The sequence below is a fragment of the Corynebacterium sp. HMSC22B11 genome (assembly GCF_001815965.1).
Lineage (GTDB): Bacteria > Actinomycetota > Actinomycetes > Mycobacteriales > Mycobacteriaceae > Corynebacterium.
Genome location: NZ_KV823469.1, coordinates 18105 through 32138 on the forward strand (window position 1 = coordinate 18105; position 14034 = coordinate 32138).

Genomic DNA, 14034 nt, shown 5'->3' on the forward strand with positions numbered 1-14034 from the left:
CCATGAACACCAAGAACACTGCCACTCAGACAACGGAGATCGCGGTTGCGGATACGTCCGGCGGGCTGAGCTTGTTTCAGCGCGCTGAGCTGTGGATTAGGGGTGCTGCGAGGGCACAGTACGAGGACGAGTCTGGGATGAGCACGATTGAATATGCGCTCGGGTGCGTGGCGGCCGCGGCACTCGGTGCGCTGCTGTACACGGTGGTGACGTCGGATGCAGTGGAGAGCGCGCTGAGCGGCATCTTCGAGCGTGCCCTGAGCGAGGGTAATTAGATGAACACGGTGGAGGGGGCCTCCGTGTTGACCGCCATCGCCGTGACCGTCGGCCTGCTGGTGGCGGGGCTCAGCACACTGGCGACCAGCATGGCGGCGCATTCGAGTGCCCGGGATGTCGCGCGCATGGCGGCCCTCGGGGTGGCCGATGGCGAGCTCACCAACCGCGAGGGGGAGACGGTGGAGATCACGCGTTCGCCCGTGGGGGAGACGCCGTGGTCCATGGTGACGGTGCGGCTGACGAAGGAGGCCCCGCTGTTCGACGTCACCGTGGAGGAGTCGATCCTGGAGGAGCCCAATGCCGACGACAGCGGGAGTTAGCTCCATCCTGGGGCTCATCGCCCTGTGCGGGGTGATAGTGCTGGGTTTCGGGCAGATAGACGCGCACCAGCGGGCGGTGGTCGCCGCCGACCTGGTGGCGCTGTCTGCCGCGCAGGCGCACGTGGCCGGGGACGAGGATGCCTGCGGTATCGCTGAGATCTTCGCACGTGCCAACGCCGCGGAGCTGGTGGGCTGCGAGGTGGGGCCGGAGGGGCCGGACACGGTGGGCGTGGAGGTTGCGGTGAAGGGCCGTCACGCGTCGGCGGTGGCCGGCCCCATGTGAGCTCCCGCGCGGGAGCCCGGTGTGACCCGCCGCGGGAGCCCTCGGCGTGAGCGCCCGACCGTGGCCGGCGTATGTGCGCCGTCGGGAGCTCCAGGGTGTGAGCCCCGCGCGAGCCCCACGGTGTGAGCCCCGCGGCTCCCCCCCCAAGGCTGTTTTGCAGAGTTTGTTGCCGGAAAATGGGTGAAAAGCGGCATCAAACTCTGCAAAACGCATCAGAAGGGCGGGGGAGGGGTGCGGTTACCCCTAGCCCCTAGGACTTCGCGGGAGTGGCCGCCGGATCCGCGGAACCGAGCGAGCCAACGGGGCCCGGGGCGGCGTCGTCGCTGAAGATGGACTTCAGGAACGGCGTGGAGTGCACCTGGGAGGCCGGCACCGTGCCACCGTGGTCGGTCGGGTACCAGCGGACCTCCACGCGGGCGTTGCGGGGGCTGCCGGTGAACTGCTTGAGCCACATCTCCGTGTTCAGGGAGAGGCCGATGGGGGTGGGGACGTCCATGTCCGCCAGGCCGTGGCCGAGGAAGACCGGCCGGTCGTAACCGGTGGTCGGGGTCGCCATGTACTTCCGCAGCGCTTCCGGCAGGCCAGGGACGTCCCGCAGCGGCTTCTTGAACGCGCGGGCGAGGTTGGTGCCGCGGACGGCGTCGGCGGTTTCCGAGAGGCAGCTCTTCAGGGAGGCGTCGACCATCTTGCGACCCTCCTCGGTCAGTGCGGAGTCCACGTCGATATCGGGGTTGGCCTCGCGGAATCCGGCGAGGATGTACAGCGCGTAGCTGTTCAGGCCAGCTGGCAGCGGGATAGCCGGGAAGGTGGGGCCGCCGGTGAGCACGATTTCCTCGATATACGCGGGGGCGCCGGTGGCGACGGTGCCCCGGAAGTCCAGGCCCGCGGGCTGGGAGCGGGACGTCGCGCCATGTGCCACGTTCAGTGCCGCGCCCCCGCCCTGGGACTGGCCGATCACGGCCCACTTCTTGGAGAGCACGGGCTGGCCCTTGCTCTCTGCGGGGAGTGCCGCCGAGAGGTCGGCCTTGTGGGCGGCGATCACGGAATCCACGACGGAATCCGCGGTGGCCTGGGAGTTGAGATAGCTCATGAGCCCCGGGGTGCCGAGCCCCGCATAGTCCGTGGCGACGATGGCATAGCCCTGGGAGAGCCAGTGGTTGAGGTAGGCGCTATCGCGCTCGCCGCGGTCGTTGATGCTGGGTGCGCAGACGTCATCCATGCCCACCGTGCCGTGCGCCCAGGCGAGCACCGGCCAGCCGCCCTCCGGTGGGGTGCCCTTGGGGAGGAAGATCGCGCCCGTGGAGGCGACGACCTTTCCGTGCTGGTCAGTTGTGGAGTGCGCGACGCGGTACTGGGCGCCCGCATTGGCCAGGCGCAGCGACTCATCGAGCGGGACCTGGGCGATGTGCTCGCCCGGGGTTGCCGGAACCGAGTCCCACTTGAGGCCGGAGTCTGCGGTGGGCTTGGTGTACGGGGCTGGGTCGCGCATCGGATCGCCGAGGTTAACCAGCGGGCGAGGAGTCGTGTCCGCGATGGAACCGAAGACCTGGGAGGAGCCTGCGTTCGGGTTTCCGCCTCCGCCAGTGGAGGAGCCAGGGGCAGCAGTGGCAGCGCCGCTACCAGCGGCAAGAACCCCAAATGCCAGGGTGGCGGCACTCAGCGCGGCGGTGGTTCGGCGGGTGCGAGTGTTCAGTGAGCGAGGAAAGGCGGGCATCGGCGTTCCTTCCAGATCATTAGCTTCGGGCGCAAAAATACTTGGTGGTCATCACAGTAGCTGCCCCGGTCTGTCTGCTTCGCCGGTTTCGCTGAAAGGTTCGCGATGTCCGGTGGTTTCGCGCTGTGTCATTGCGCTGCGCCCTCGCGCTCTGGTCTGGAGCGCTGGCGCCGTGCATCGTGGGCGCTGCGCAGATCGCAGAGGGAGTTGCGGGGATTGGCGTAGGCCGCGCCGTCCCGCTAGGCCTGTCTGCGGCTTCTCCCCGGCTTCCCCTCGCTTCTCCCCGGCTTCCCTCAGCGTGTTTTGCAGAGTTTGATGCCGGAAATCGGGTGAAAAGCGGCATCAAACTCTGCAAAACGTATCGATGGGGCGTTCAGCGCGCCGGCTAGTCCCGCCCCGCTAGTCCCCGCCCCGCTAGTCCCGCACCGCTAGTCCTGCCCCGCTAGTCCTGCCCCGCTAGTCCCGCCCCGCTAGTCCCGCCCGGCTAGTCCCGACCCGCTAGTCCCGCGCCGTCGCGGCGGCCAGGAAACGCAGCAGCTCCAGCGCGCCCGTCTTGAACAGCGGGTCATTGCCATTCCCACACTTCGGGGACTGCACGCACGACGGGCACCCAGCCTCACACTCGCACGCCCCCACGGCCTCCGCGGTCGCGGCCATCCATCGGCCGAAATCCGCGAAGCCCTTCTCTGCGAACCCCGCCCCGCCGGTATAGCCGTCGTAGACGAACACCGTGGGCAGTCCCGTATCCGGGTGCTGCACGATCGACACCCCGCCGATATCCCACCGGTCGCACGTCGCGATCAGCGGCAACAATCCGATTGCCGCGTGCTCCGCCGCATGCAAGGTTCCCGGCCACGTTGGCTCCGGAAGGCCCAGGTCAAGCAACACGTCAGGCGCGATCGTGTACGCCACCGCGCGCGTGCGCAGCCGCTCCGGCGGGTAATCCAGCGGAACGTTATCGATGATCTCCCCGCCCGGCAGCCGCTTGGTAAAGCCAGTCGCGGTGTGCGAGACCTCCACATTCAGGTCCGCCAGCCACACCCCCTCCGCGAGCTGGCGGGTGCCCCGGGTGCGCAGAATCTGGATATCCGTATCCCGCTTCACCCGCGTGCTGTACTCCGGGCTCGCCTGGTGCAGCCACGCCACACCTGCGGAAAGATCCAGGTCATCCACCAGGTACGTCTCGCCCTGGTGCACATACACCGCACCGGGGTGCACGTCCGAGACTGCGCGGGCCTCATCCACCGTGCCGAGCATGCGCCCCGACTCCGACTCCACGATCGCCACCTGGCCCGCCGCCCCGCCGCGGATCGCCACCTGCCCGTGGATCTGCTCCGCTGCCTGCAGGTCCGCGAACACCCCGTGCGGCCGCCGCCGCAGCACCCCGCGGGAGATCAGGTGCTCGGCCACCGCCTCGCCCTGCCACGCCGCGATCTCCGCATCGCTCAGCGAGCGCTCCGCAGCCGCGCACACCAGGTGATCGGCCAGCACATAGGGATTGTGCGGATCGAAAACCGTATTCTCCACCTCCCGGTCCAGCAGGTCCGACGGGTGGTGGATGAGGTAGGTATCCATCGGATCATCCGCGCCGACCAGCACCACCAGCGCCCCCTGCCCGCGCCGCCCCGCACGCCCAGCCTGCTGCCGGAAGCTCGCGATGGTGCCGGGGAATCCAGCGGCGACGACGGCGTCCAGCCCGCCCACGTCGATTCCGAGCTCCAGTGCGTTGGTTGCGGCCACGCCCAGCAGCTCGCCTTCGTCCAGGGCCTTTTCCAGGTAGCGGCGGTCTTCTGGGGTGTATCCGGCCCGGTAGGCGGCCACCCGCGCGGCATCCTCCGCCCGGCCCATTCCGCCGAGCTCCTCTGCGGCCGCCAGGGCCACGATCTCCGCCCCGCGACGGGAGCGGACGAAGCTCAAGGTTCGCGCGCCTGCGGCGATGACCCGGGCCATGACCTCCGCAGCTTCCGAGTTCGCGCTGCGCCGCACCGGCGCGCCGTGCTCGCCCTCCACGCCTTCCAGGAATCCGGGTTCCCACAACGCGATCGTGCGCTCACCCGCCGGCGAGCCGTCCTCTGTCGCCGCCACGACTTCGGCCCGCCCGGTCAGCCGACGCGCATGAGCCGCGGGATCCACACTGGTCGCGGAGGCCATGATGACGGTGGGGCCTGACGTCCTCGATTCCGAGCCGGTGACTGAAGATGGGCCTGCCACCGACGACGGACCAGCCAGCCCCGAACCGGAAGAACCCGCCCCCGGGGCGAGCCGCAGCAGCCGCCGCAGGACCATCGCCACGTGCGCACCGAACACCCCGCGGTAGACGTGACACTCGTCAACCACCAGGTAGCGCAGGGTTTTCAGCAGCCGTGTCCACCGCTTCGGATTGCCGAGGATGGAGGCGTGCAGCATGTCCGGGTTCGTCACGATGATCCGCGCCTGCTCCCGGATCGCGCGCCGGGCCTCGGGCGGGGTGTCGCCGTCGTAGGTGGCGACCATGACGTCCGCGAGCTCCGGGGTCGCCGCGCACAGCCGGGCCAGGGACTGCATCTGGTCCTGCGCCAGCGCCTTCGTTGGGGCCAGGTACAGCGCGGTGGCGGTCGGGTCCTCGGCCAGGGTGGTGAGGATCGGCAGCTGGTAGCCCAGCGACTTGCCGGAAGCGGTTCCGGTCGCGACGATGACGTCCCTGCCCTCCCACGCATGCTGTGCCGTTTCGGCCTGGTGGGACCACGGTTGTACGACGCCACCTCGGCGCAGCGTCTCCCTGAGCGAAGGGAGAATCCAGTCGGGCCAGTCCGCGGGGGTGGACAAGCGCGCCGGGACGTGGCGGACGTGCGTGACGGTGGAGTCCGGCATGGCCGCGCGCAAGTCCTCGATGAGTTCGGCGCCGAGGGAATTGGGCACACTGCCGGGATTGGGTGGATGGGGCGCACTGCCTGCGCCGTGGGAATCAGGCGCACCGCCTGCGCCGGAGGTGGGGGTGGAGGACTGCTCAGCCATGATGAGGGCAGTCTAGCCCGAGCATCAGACACGCCACGGGGCGGATTGACGGGACGGCCTGATGGGGCGGTGCGTCGCGGCTGGGTTGTGCGGCTTGGGGAGGTTGCGTTGGCTGCCCGGAAGCGAGCCGGAAGCGGCGCCTGGCAGCGATGCATTAAGCGTTCGACCGATTGTTCATCTAAAACCCCTATCGGTGGCGAAAGAAACATGGCACACTGGTGGACGGTCCCAATCCCATGCGCGGTGTCAACCGTTGATGTGGCGGTGAAGGCCCTGCTCCGCTGAAAGTTGGCGGGGCTGGTACGCCAAGAAAGTTAGGTTGTTTGAAAATGGCGCAGGGAACTGTGAAGTGGTTTAACGCGGAGAAGGGCTATGGATTCATTGCCCCAGAAGATGGCTCCGCGGACCTTTTCGTCCACTACTCCGAGATCCAGAGCAGCGGCTTCCGCACTCTCGAGGAGGATCAGAAGGTCGAGTTCGAGGTCGGCGAAGGTGCGAAGGGCCCGCAGGCTCAGAACGTCCAGCCGCTGTAAGCAGCGAGTATGAGCTGCAGCCGACTGCCGACTAGGCAGTAGGCACAGCGAAGAGCAAACGCCCCGGGGCGGTGGTTTCCACCGTCCCCTTTTGCTTTTCTTCACCCCGTGTCTGCGCCACCCGCTAACCTCAATCCCCAACGGCAGCAAGAACCTATTTCGGGCTTCTCGCACCATCCGGTGGGGTTGCAGCAGGGGTGGGAAGCTGCCTCAAAAGGTGGGGATAACACACCGCCCGATTTCCACTAAGCAGGTATCACTTGCCTATTGTGGCAATCTAAGGAGCAAATCCATGCGGAGGTCACGTGAAGCGTTTAGTCATTGTCGAGTCTGCAACTAAGGCCAAGAAGATCGCCCCAATGCTGGGGTCCGATTACATCGTCGAGGCTTCAGTTGGGCATATTCGTGACCTCCCACGCGGTGCCGCGGACGTTCCGGCGAAGTATAAGAAGGAGCCGTGGGCGCGCCTCGGCGTGAATGTGGATAAGGGTTTCGAAGCCCTTTATGTGGTCTCCCCGGATAAGAAGAAGCGCGTCGCTGACCTGCGTGCCAAGCTCAAGCAGGTCGATGAGCTGCTGCTCGCGACAGACCCCGACCGTGAGGGCGAGGCCATTGCCTGGCACCTGCTGGAGGTCCTCAAGCCCAAGGTGCCGGTCCGCCGCATGGTTTTCCACGAGATCACCAAGTCCGCGATCCTTGAGGCCGTGGAAAACACCCGTGAGCTGGACTACAACCTCGTGGACGCTCAGGAGTCCCGCCGTGTGCTCGACCGCCTTTATGGCTACGAGGTCTCCCCGGTGCTGTGGAAGAAGGTCATGCCGCGCCTGTCCGCAGGTCGTGTGCAGTCCGTCGCCACCCGCGTGATTGTCGAGCGCGAGCGCGAGCGCATGGCCTTCCGCGCCGCCGACTACTGGGACCTGACCGCCGAGCTCTCGATCGACCCCGCCGCCCGGCTGGACGGCGACCCGGCGTCCTTCCAGGCCAAGCTCGCCACCGTGGGTGGCCAGCGCATCGCGCAGGGTCGCGACTTTAAGGACGACGCCACGCTCAAGTCCAGCAAGTCCGGCACCCCGCTGGTCCTGGACGAGCAGCGCGCCAAGCAGCTGGCGTCCGGAATTAAGGGCGAGGAACTGCACGTCGCAAATGTGGAGGAAAAGCCCTACACCCGCCGCCCGTACCCGCCTTTTATGACCTCCACCCTGCAGCAGGAGGCCGGCCGGAAGCTGCGCTTCACCTCGGAGCGCACGATGCGCATCGCGCAGCGCCTGTACGAAAACGGCTACATCACTTATATGCGTACGGACTCCACGACGCTGTCCACCGCCGGCATCAACGCCGCCCGCGCGCAGGCCGCCCAGCTGTACGGCCAGCGGTTCGTCGCGGATGGCCCGCGCCAGTACACCCGCAAGGTGAAGAACTCCCAGGAGGCCCACGAGGCGATCCGCCCCGCCGGCGAGCGATTCCAGACCCCCGGCCAGCTCGCGCAGAAGCTGGACGCCGAGGAGTTCAAGCTCTACGAGCTGATCTGGCAGCGCACCGTCGCCTCCCAGATGGCCGACGCCCGCGGTACTTCCATGAAGGTCACCATCGCGGGCACGTCCGGCGAGCCGGAGGCGGGCACCGAGGTGGAGTTCACCGCCACCGGCCGCACCGTCACCTTCCCGGGCTTCTTGAAGGCCTACGTCGAGGTCTCCCGCACCGCGGAAGGTAAGGACGTCGCCGATAACGCGGAGAAGCGCCTCCCACAGGTCACCGAGGGCGTGTTCCTCACCGCGGAGGATGTCACCGCCGACGGTCACACGACGACCCCGCCGGCCCGTTACACCGAGGCCAGCCTCGTGCGGAAGATGGAGGAGCTCGGCATCGGGCGTCCGTCGACGTACGCGTCGATCATCCGCACCATTCAGGACCGCGGCTACGTCCTGCCTCGTGGCAATGCGCTGGTCCCGAGCTGGGTGGCCTTCGCGGTCGTCGGGCTGCTGGAGCAGAACTTCGGCGCGCTGGTGGACTACGACTTCACCTCCGCTATGGAGGACCAGCTGGACGCCATCGCCGAGGGCAACGAGGACCGCACGAAGTGGCTGGAGGGCTTCTACTTCGGTGGCGGCACCAGCTCCCAGAACTACGGCCTGAAGAATGTGGTCGCCCAGAACCTGGAGAGCATCGACGCCCGCCGCGTGAACTCCCTCCACCTCTTCGACGACGCCAACGGCGTGCCGATCGTCGTCCGCGTCGGCCGTTACGGCCCTTACCTCGAGCGCATGGTGAAGAACGATAAGGGCGAGGAGGAAGCGCAGCGCGCGAATCTGCCGGAGTCCATGACCCCGGATGAGCTGACCCTGGAGGTCGCCGAGAAGCTCTTCGCCACCCCGCAGTCCGGCCGCGAGCTGGGCCGCAACCCGGAGAACGGGCGCATGATCGTGGCCCGCGAGGGCCGCTTCGGCCCGTACGTCACCGAGGTGCTGGGCGAGGACGAGGAGGCCGAGGTCACCGCGAAGGCGGAGAAGGTCTTCCTCGCCGAGCGCGATGAGGAGGACGCCGAGCGCGCGAAGGAGGGCAAGAAGCCCCTGTCGCGCGAGACCAAGACCTTCGAGAATAAGAAGGCCAAGCGGATCAAGGAGATCCTTGAGGAGACCCTGAAGCCGAAGACTGCCTCGCTGTTCGCCAGCATGGAGCCGGCCACCGTCACCCTGGAGGATGCGCTGAAGCTGATGAGCCTGCCGCGCGAGGTGGGAGTGGATCCCGCCGATGGGGAGGTCATCACCGCGCAGAATGGCCGCTACGGCCCATACCTGAAGAAGGGTTCGGACTCCCGCTCCCTGGGCAGCGAGGAGGAGCTGTTCACCATCACGCTGGACGAGGCGCGCCGCATCTACGCGGAGCCGAAGCGCCGCGGTCGCGCTGCCGCGAAGCCGCCGCTCAAGCGTCTGGGGGACAACGACGTCTCCGGCAAGCCGATGTCCGTCAAGGAGGGTCGATTCGGGCCTTATGTCACCGATGGCACGACCAATGCGTCGCTGCGCCGTGGGGACACCCCGGAGACCCTGACGGACGCGCGGGCCAACGAGCTGCTCTCGGAGCGCCGGGCGAAGGACGCCGAGAAGGCTGCCGCGGGACCGGCGAAGTCCACCCGCAAGAGCACGAAGAAGACTGCGAAGAAGGCAGCCAAGAAGGCCACGAAGCGCAGCACCAAGAAGACCGCGAAGAAGACCGCGAAGAAAGCGGCCAAGAAGGCTTAGGCCTCAAGCGGCGCTAGGGCACCTAAGTCTAGGGCTTAAGTAGTGCTAGGCCCGGGTGGTAGCTCCCAGTAGGAGCCGCCACCCGGGCTTTCTGCTGTGCGTTGTGGCTGCTGGCTCAGGCATGAACTTCTCACATAACTTCGTACTCATCTTCGTAATTGATATGTTAAGTACGAAGATGGGTGAGAAGTTCTCGTACCTAGGAGCGAAGGTGACGCGAGAAGAGCTAGAAAAAATTATCAATGACCTGCGTATTATCGGCACTGATAAGCAGGGCATTGAAGTTAAAAGTGGGGTGGGAAAGTCCATTAGGGATACGCTGAGCGCATTTTCTAACGGCAATGGTGGAGTGATCATCATTGGACTCAGTGAAGCCGACGGGTTCCAGCCAGTTCCAAATTTTGACCCGAAAACCGTGCAAGACCAGCTGGAGCAGAGGTGCGTACAGCTTACGCCGGCGGTTAGGCCACTGGTGGATATCGTTCCCTTCGAGGACTCCACTCTCCTCGTTGTTGAGGTGGAGGAGCTCGCGAGTGCCGATAAGCCCTGTTATGTCACGGATAAAGGGCGTTATAACGGGAGCTTCATTCGCACTGGTGACGGGGACGTTAGCCTGTCGCACTATGAGGTTGATCGCCTTTTGGAGGAGAAGGTTCAGCCTAAGTGGGATGAGATTCCAGTCGAGGGGGCTTTGCTTGAGGATCTTGATGAGGATGTTCTGGCTAGCTACCTGCGTCTTCAGGAGGAGCGGCGGCCTAAGACCTTTGCGAAGGGGCGCGAGACGGCTCTTCGTCGGCTGCGTATCGCCGCCGGAGAAACTCCCACTTTGGCCTCTCTTCTCGTCATGGGGGAGTATCCGCAGGAATTTTTCCCACGATTGGCGGTTACTTTTGCTCAGTTCCCCGGCACTAGAAAAGGGGAAGTTACGGAAGGGTACCGGCTTCTAGATTCGAAGACGATAACAGGAAATATTCCGGAGCTGGTGGGGGAGTCGGTCGCGACTGTGAAAAAAAATATGCGGACTGGTGCGATGATCGACGGGGCTTTTCGCCGAGACTTGCCGGACTACCCTCCCGTTGCTGTGCGCGAGGCTGTAGTGAACGCTCTCATGCACCGAGACTACTCGCCTCACTCGCAAGGGAGTCCCGTGCAGATCAGTATGTTCGTTGATCGCCTGGAGATTACTAGCCCTGGTGGCCTTTACGGCGGTGTTAGCGTTCATAGCTTGGGCATGGACGGTGTGAGTTCAACCAGGAATCAGCGTATTGCGACCCTGCTTGAAGATGTTCACTTCCCAGGAGGAGGTATTGTCGCAGAAAACCGAGGTACCGGGATAGATACGATGCAGACGGCGTTGGCAGATGCGCTTATGCCACCGCCTCACTATCTCAATACTCTGAACAGCTTTACTGTGACTTTCTATCGGCGCAAAGTGGCTCCGCAAGAGCGGTATGGAACTGCTCGAGATATAGTTTTGGAACAGTTGAGAGGCCTTTCTTCTGCATCGACGAGCGAGCTGACGGAAAAGACGGCATTGAGTAGGTCGGCTGTTCTTAAGGCGCTGAACGAGCTTATTGCAGAAGGGATTGTAGAGCGCACTGAGCCGGATCGTAGTCCCAAGCAGCGTTATCGACTCTGTCCCTAATGTGGCCCGTGGCAGGGCGCTAGTCGAACTTCTCACTTAACTTCGTACTCATCTTCGTACAGTGAGAAGTAAGTACGAAGATGAGTGAGAAGATGCCCCTCGCAGCAGTCAAGAAGATTTAAAGCCCGCCGCCAAGCAACCAGTCTGCCGCCTAGTGGCGGTCCGCGAGAGTGGCGCGCACCGGGCGGGCCAGCTGCGTCATCTGGCGGCGGCCGCGCAGCTCCACAGACTTCAGCATCGTCCAGCGACGCTGCTCTGCCTCATTGGCCAGCCGCACCGTCGCAGCACTCGTCAGCACGCGACCTGGAGTGTCCTTCGCCAAGTCCGTCAGGCGGGACGCCTGGTTCACGGCGTCGCCAATGACGGTGTACTCGAAGCGATCCTTCGCGCCGATGTGACCGGCGACGACCGAACCCGCAGCCACGCCAACGCCCGCTTCGAACTCCAGATCCGTGAGCTTGGAGTGCATCTCCCGGGCGGCAGCCAGCGCGTGGCCAGCGGCGTCCTCAAGGGGCAGCGGGGCACCGAAGACGGCGAGCGCGGCGTCGCCCTGGAACTTATTGATGATTCCCTTGTGCTCGTGGACGACCTCCACGACGCGGTCGAAGAACTCGTTGAGCGCGGAGACCACGTGCTCCGGGGAACGCTGCGTGGCGAAGCCAGTGGAACCGATGACGTCCACGAACAGCACCGCGACGTCGCGGGACTCGCCGCCCAGCTCCGGGTCCTCCTCCAGCGCGCGGCGGGCGACCTCCGTGCCCACGTAGCGGCCGAAAAGGTCCGAGACCTGCTGGCGCTCCTGCAGGCCGCGCATCATCTCGTTGAACCCAGCCTGCACCACGCCGATCTCGGAGGAATCGTAGATGCGCACCGTGGTTTCCAGGTTCCCGCGGCGCACCTGGTTGATGGCGAACTGCAGCTCGCGCACCGGGTCCACCACGCTCATCGCGCTCAAGCGCGCACCCAGGAAACCGGTGACCAGGGCGGTGACTGCCAGGGCCACGAGCGCCGGGATCAGGTCCTCCATTGAGCCGTCGAAGAAGCTCCGGGCCTGCGCGAAAATCAGCAGCAGGATGCCCAGCACCGGCACCGCGTTGGTCAGCACCCAGGTCGCCATGAGGCGGGTGGACATCGGCGAAAGGTCGGACTGCTCCAGGGAACCCTGCTCGAGGGCGCGGGCGGCGACGGGGCGAACCAGCCGTTCGGCCTCCATGTACGTCATCAACGTCACCATCAACCCGCCCAGCACGGCGGTCACGGCAACCGTAATCGCCCACCGCGAGGAGAACTGCGCGGCCACCGTCGTGAAGATCACCACCCCGATGGCCCACAGCACCGCACCCGTCACGGACTGCAGGAAGGGGATGCGCAGCACCAGATGCCGGATCATGTTGGGGTCATAGGCATCGGGGTTGCGTTGCCAGCGCAGCACGGGGGCGAAGAAGATCAGCGTGAACACCACGCCGGCCACGATCGCGAAGATGAAATAACTCAAATAAGCAATCGAGGTGACGGTGTTTGGGCTGGTCAGCTCGCGTGCACCGCGCAGGGGGATGAGGAAGCGCAGGAAGGTCGCGACGGCGATCGCGCCGACCACGTTCGTCATCAGAATCATCGCGGCATACAAGGGCCAGTAGGTGCCCCAGACCCATTTCAAGTAGCGCGCGAATTGTTGCATGGCTATTACATTATCGAACCCGTCTACAGCGGGGGCTAGACTGTGCTTCGTGAACGTGGATAGCTCTGGATTCGACCCCGTGGCCGGCGGCGGCGTGTGGCGCAAGATCACCGCCCAGCCGGTTCGGGAGCTGCTCGCGGGCGCGGTGGCGAACCCGCAGGCGATGACGCACTCCTGGCTGTTCACCGGCCCGCCCGGTTCGGGGCGATCGATCGCGGCCAAGGCTTTCGCCACGGGTTTGGTGTGCCCGAATGGGGGTTGTGGGGAGTGCGAGCAGTGCCAGTCCGCGGCCGCCGGAACACACCCGGACATCGTGTGGATCGCGACGACCGGCTCCGTCATCCCCGTCGAAGACGTCCGGGAGGTCATCAGTTCCGCCGCGTCGATGCCCACCGTCTCCCGGTGGCGGGTCGTCGTTGTCGAGGACGCCGACCGTCTCAACGAGGCCGGTTCGAACGCACTGCTGAAGTCCGTGGAGGAGCCACCCGCGCACACCGTGTTTGTGCTTTGCGCCCCGTCCACCGACCCGCTGGACATCTCGATCACGCTGCGTTCCCGCTGCCGCCACGTCTACATCCCGACCCCGTCGCCGCAGCAGGTGGAGGATGTTCTTCTTCAGGACGCCTCCCTGGGCATTACGCAGGAGCAGGCGCGATGGGCCGCTGGGGTGTCCGGCGGGCACATTGGCCGAGCCCGGCACCTGGCGCGTGACGAGGCAGCCCGGACGAAGAGAGCGACGGCGCTGAAGCTGCCGCAGATGGTCTACGAGGGCGCGCGCCTGTTCAGCTTCACCTCTCAATTGGTGGCGAAGGCGACTGAGGAGGTCGCCGCCCAGGTGGAGACGGTCGAGGCGAAGGAACGCGAGGCGCTGGAGGAGTCCCTGGGGGTGGGGGCGAAGGGCCGTGGCGCTGCGAAGGCGCAGCGTGGCTCGGCAGGGCAGATGAAGGAGCTGGAACGGGAGCAGAAGAACCGCCGGACCCGGATGGTGCGCGACGCGCTGGACCTAGCCTTGATCGACGTTGTGGGTTTGTACCGCGACGCGATGCTGCAGGCGGCGGGCGCGGTGGAGCCGGTGGGTGGTTCGGCTGACGCCGCCGAGGTGGCCACAGGCGACACCGACGGCACCGCGGCCGCGGCCCACGGCCTGCAGCCCGTGGGTGGGTTCCAACACCCGGATATGCGCGCCACCTCGGGTGAGCTCGCGCGCCGGAACTCCCCGGAAGCGCTGGTCCGATGCATCGACGCGGTGTCGGCCTGCCGGGAGACCCTGGGGATGAATGTGAAACCGGAGGTTGCGCTCGACGCGCTGGGCGGTGCGCTGCGGGAAGCGTGCCGGGTGAGCTAGCTCGCTC

General features: G+C 65.8%; 10 protein-coding genes. 7 read left to right on the forward strand and 3 right to left on the reverse strand.

What is annotated here, in order from left to right; translation table 11 throughout:
• Positions 1–2: 2 nt before the first annotated feature.
• Genes HMPREF3088_RS10810 through HMPREF3088_RS00360 form a run of 3 tightly spaced genes read left to right on the forward strand, consistent with a single transcriptional unit; the run spans position 3 to position 879 of the window.
• Positions 3–275 carry a DUF4244 domain-containing protein gene (locus tag HMPREF3088_RS10810; protein WP_256374466.1) on the forward strand — a complete coding sequence of 91 codons (273 nt, stop codon included), beginning with the start codon at positions 3–5 and terminating at the stop codon, positions 273–275.
• Entirely contained in the window at positions 276–596 is a 321-nt protein-coding gene (locus HMPREF3088_RS00355) for a hypothetical protein (protein WP_070757523.1), read from the forward strand. It begins immediately after the preceding gene.
• Positions 574–879, forward strand: a complete 306-nt coding sequence (locus HMPREF3088_RS00360) for an Rv3654c family TadE-like protein (RefSeq protein WP_070757526.1) — start codon at positions 574–576, stop codon at positions 877–879. Before HMPREF3088_RS00355 ends, HMPREF3088_RS00360 begins: the two co-directional genes overlap by 23 nt.
• Positions 880–1129: 250 nt before the next feature.
• Here HMPREF3088_RS00360 and HMPREF3088_RS00365 read toward each other — a convergent pair whose 3' ends face one another.
• Together HMPREF3088_RS00365 and HMPREF3088_RS00370 are read right to left on the reverse strand one after the other, a co-directional pair.
• A complete protein-coding gene (locus HMPREF3088_RS00365; RefSeq protein ID WP_070757528.1) occupies positions 1130–2593 on the reverse strand; it encodes a lipase family protein in 1464 nt (487 codons plus the stop codon).
• A gap of 498 nt (positions 2594–3091) precedes the next feature.
• Positions 3092–5587 carry a DEAD/DEAH box helicase gene (locus HMPREF3088_RS00370; RefSeq protein ID WP_210401462.1) on the reverse strand — a complete coding sequence of 832 codons (2496 nt, stop codon included), beginning with the start codon at positions 5585–5587 and terminating at the stop codon, positions 3092–3094.
• 329 nt (positions 5588–5916) lie between these two features.
• On the opposite strand from HMPREF3088_RS00370, the gene HMPREF3088_RS00375 reads away from it, so the two are divergent.
• The 3 genes from HMPREF3088_RS00375 (at position 5917) to HMPREF3088_RS00385 (ending at position 11004) form a co-directional block, all read left to right on the forward strand.
• Complete coding sequence (locus tag HMPREF3088_RS00375) at positions 5917–6120, forward strand: cold-shock protein (protein ID WP_012361084.1); 204 nt, start codon at positions 5917–5919, stop codon at positions 6118–6120.
• Positions 6121–6425: 305 nt separating this feature from the next.
• Positions 6426–9359: a type I DNA topoisomerase gene (topA, locus tag HMPREF3088_RS00380; protein WP_070757532.1), complete on the forward strand. Its 2934-nt coding sequence runs from the start codon at positions 6426–6428 to the stop codon at positions 9357–9359.
• Between the two features lie 178 nt (positions 9360–9537).
• A complete protein-coding gene (locus HMPREF3088_RS00385) occupies positions 9538–11004 on the forward strand; it encodes an ATP-binding protein (protein WP_210401463.1) in 1467 nt (488 codons plus the stop codon).
• A gap of 151 nt (positions 11005–11155) precedes the next feature.
• Here HMPREF3088_RS00385 and HMPREF3088_RS00390 read toward each other — a convergent pair whose 3' ends face one another.
• Positions 11156–12682, reverse strand: coding sequence for an adenylate/guanylate cyclase domain-containing protein (locus HMPREF3088_RS00390; RefSeq protein ID WP_083317274.1), 1527 nt, complete (start codon positions 12680–12682; stop codon positions 11156–11158).
• Here HMPREF3088_RS00390 and HMPREF3088_RS10025 point away from each other — a divergent pair.
• A complete protein-coding gene (locus tag HMPREF3088_RS10025; RefSeq protein ID WP_141759406.1) occupies positions 12681–14027 on the forward strand; it encodes a DNA polymerase III subunit delta' in 1347 nt (448 codons plus the stop codon). The two genes, HMPREF3088_RS00390 and HMPREF3088_RS10025, sit on opposite strands and share 2 nt — an antisense overlap.
• Positions 14028–14034 lie beyond the last annotated feature (7 nt).

Bases quoted from the DNA above. Each gene is read 5' to 3' on its own strand.
- HMPREF3088_RS00355 (WP_070757523.1), top strand. From the start codon at position 276: ATGAACACGGTGGAGGGGGCCTCCGTGTTGACCGCCATCGCCGTGACC.
- HMPREF3088_RS00385 (WP_210401463.1), top strand. From the start codon at position 9,538: ATGGGTGAGAAGTTCTCGTACCTAGGAGCGAAGGTGACGCGAGAAGAG.
- HMPREF3088_RS10025 (WP_141759406.1), top strand. From the start codon at position 12,681: ATGGCTATTACATTATCGAACCCGTCTACAGCGGGGGCTAGACTGTGC.
- HMPREF3088_RS00370 (WP_210401462.1), bottom strand. From the start codon at position 5,587: ATGGCTGAGCAGTCCTCCACCCCCACCTCCGGCGCAGGCGGTGCGCCT.
- HMPREF3088_RS00360 (WP_070757526.1), top strand. From the start codon at position 574: ATGCCGACGACAGCGGGAGTTAGCTCCATCCTGGGGCTCATCGCCCTG.
- HMPREF3088_RS00365 (WP_070757528.1), bottom strand. From the start codon at position 2,593: ATGCCCGCCTTTCCTCGCTCACTGAACACTCGCACCCGCCGAACCACC.
- HMPREF3088_RS00390 (WP_083317274.1), bottom strand. From the start codon at position 12,682: ATGCAACAATTCGCGCGCTACTTGAAATGGGTCTGGGGCACCTACTGG.
- HMPREF3088_RS10810 (WP_256374466.1), top strand. From the start codon at position 3: ATGAACACCAAGAACACTGCCACTCAGACAACGGAGATCGCGGTTGCG.
- HMPREF3088_RS00375 (WP_012361084.1), top strand. From the start codon at position 5,917: ATGGCGCAGGGAACTGTGAAGTGGTTTAACGCGGAGAAGGGCTATGGA.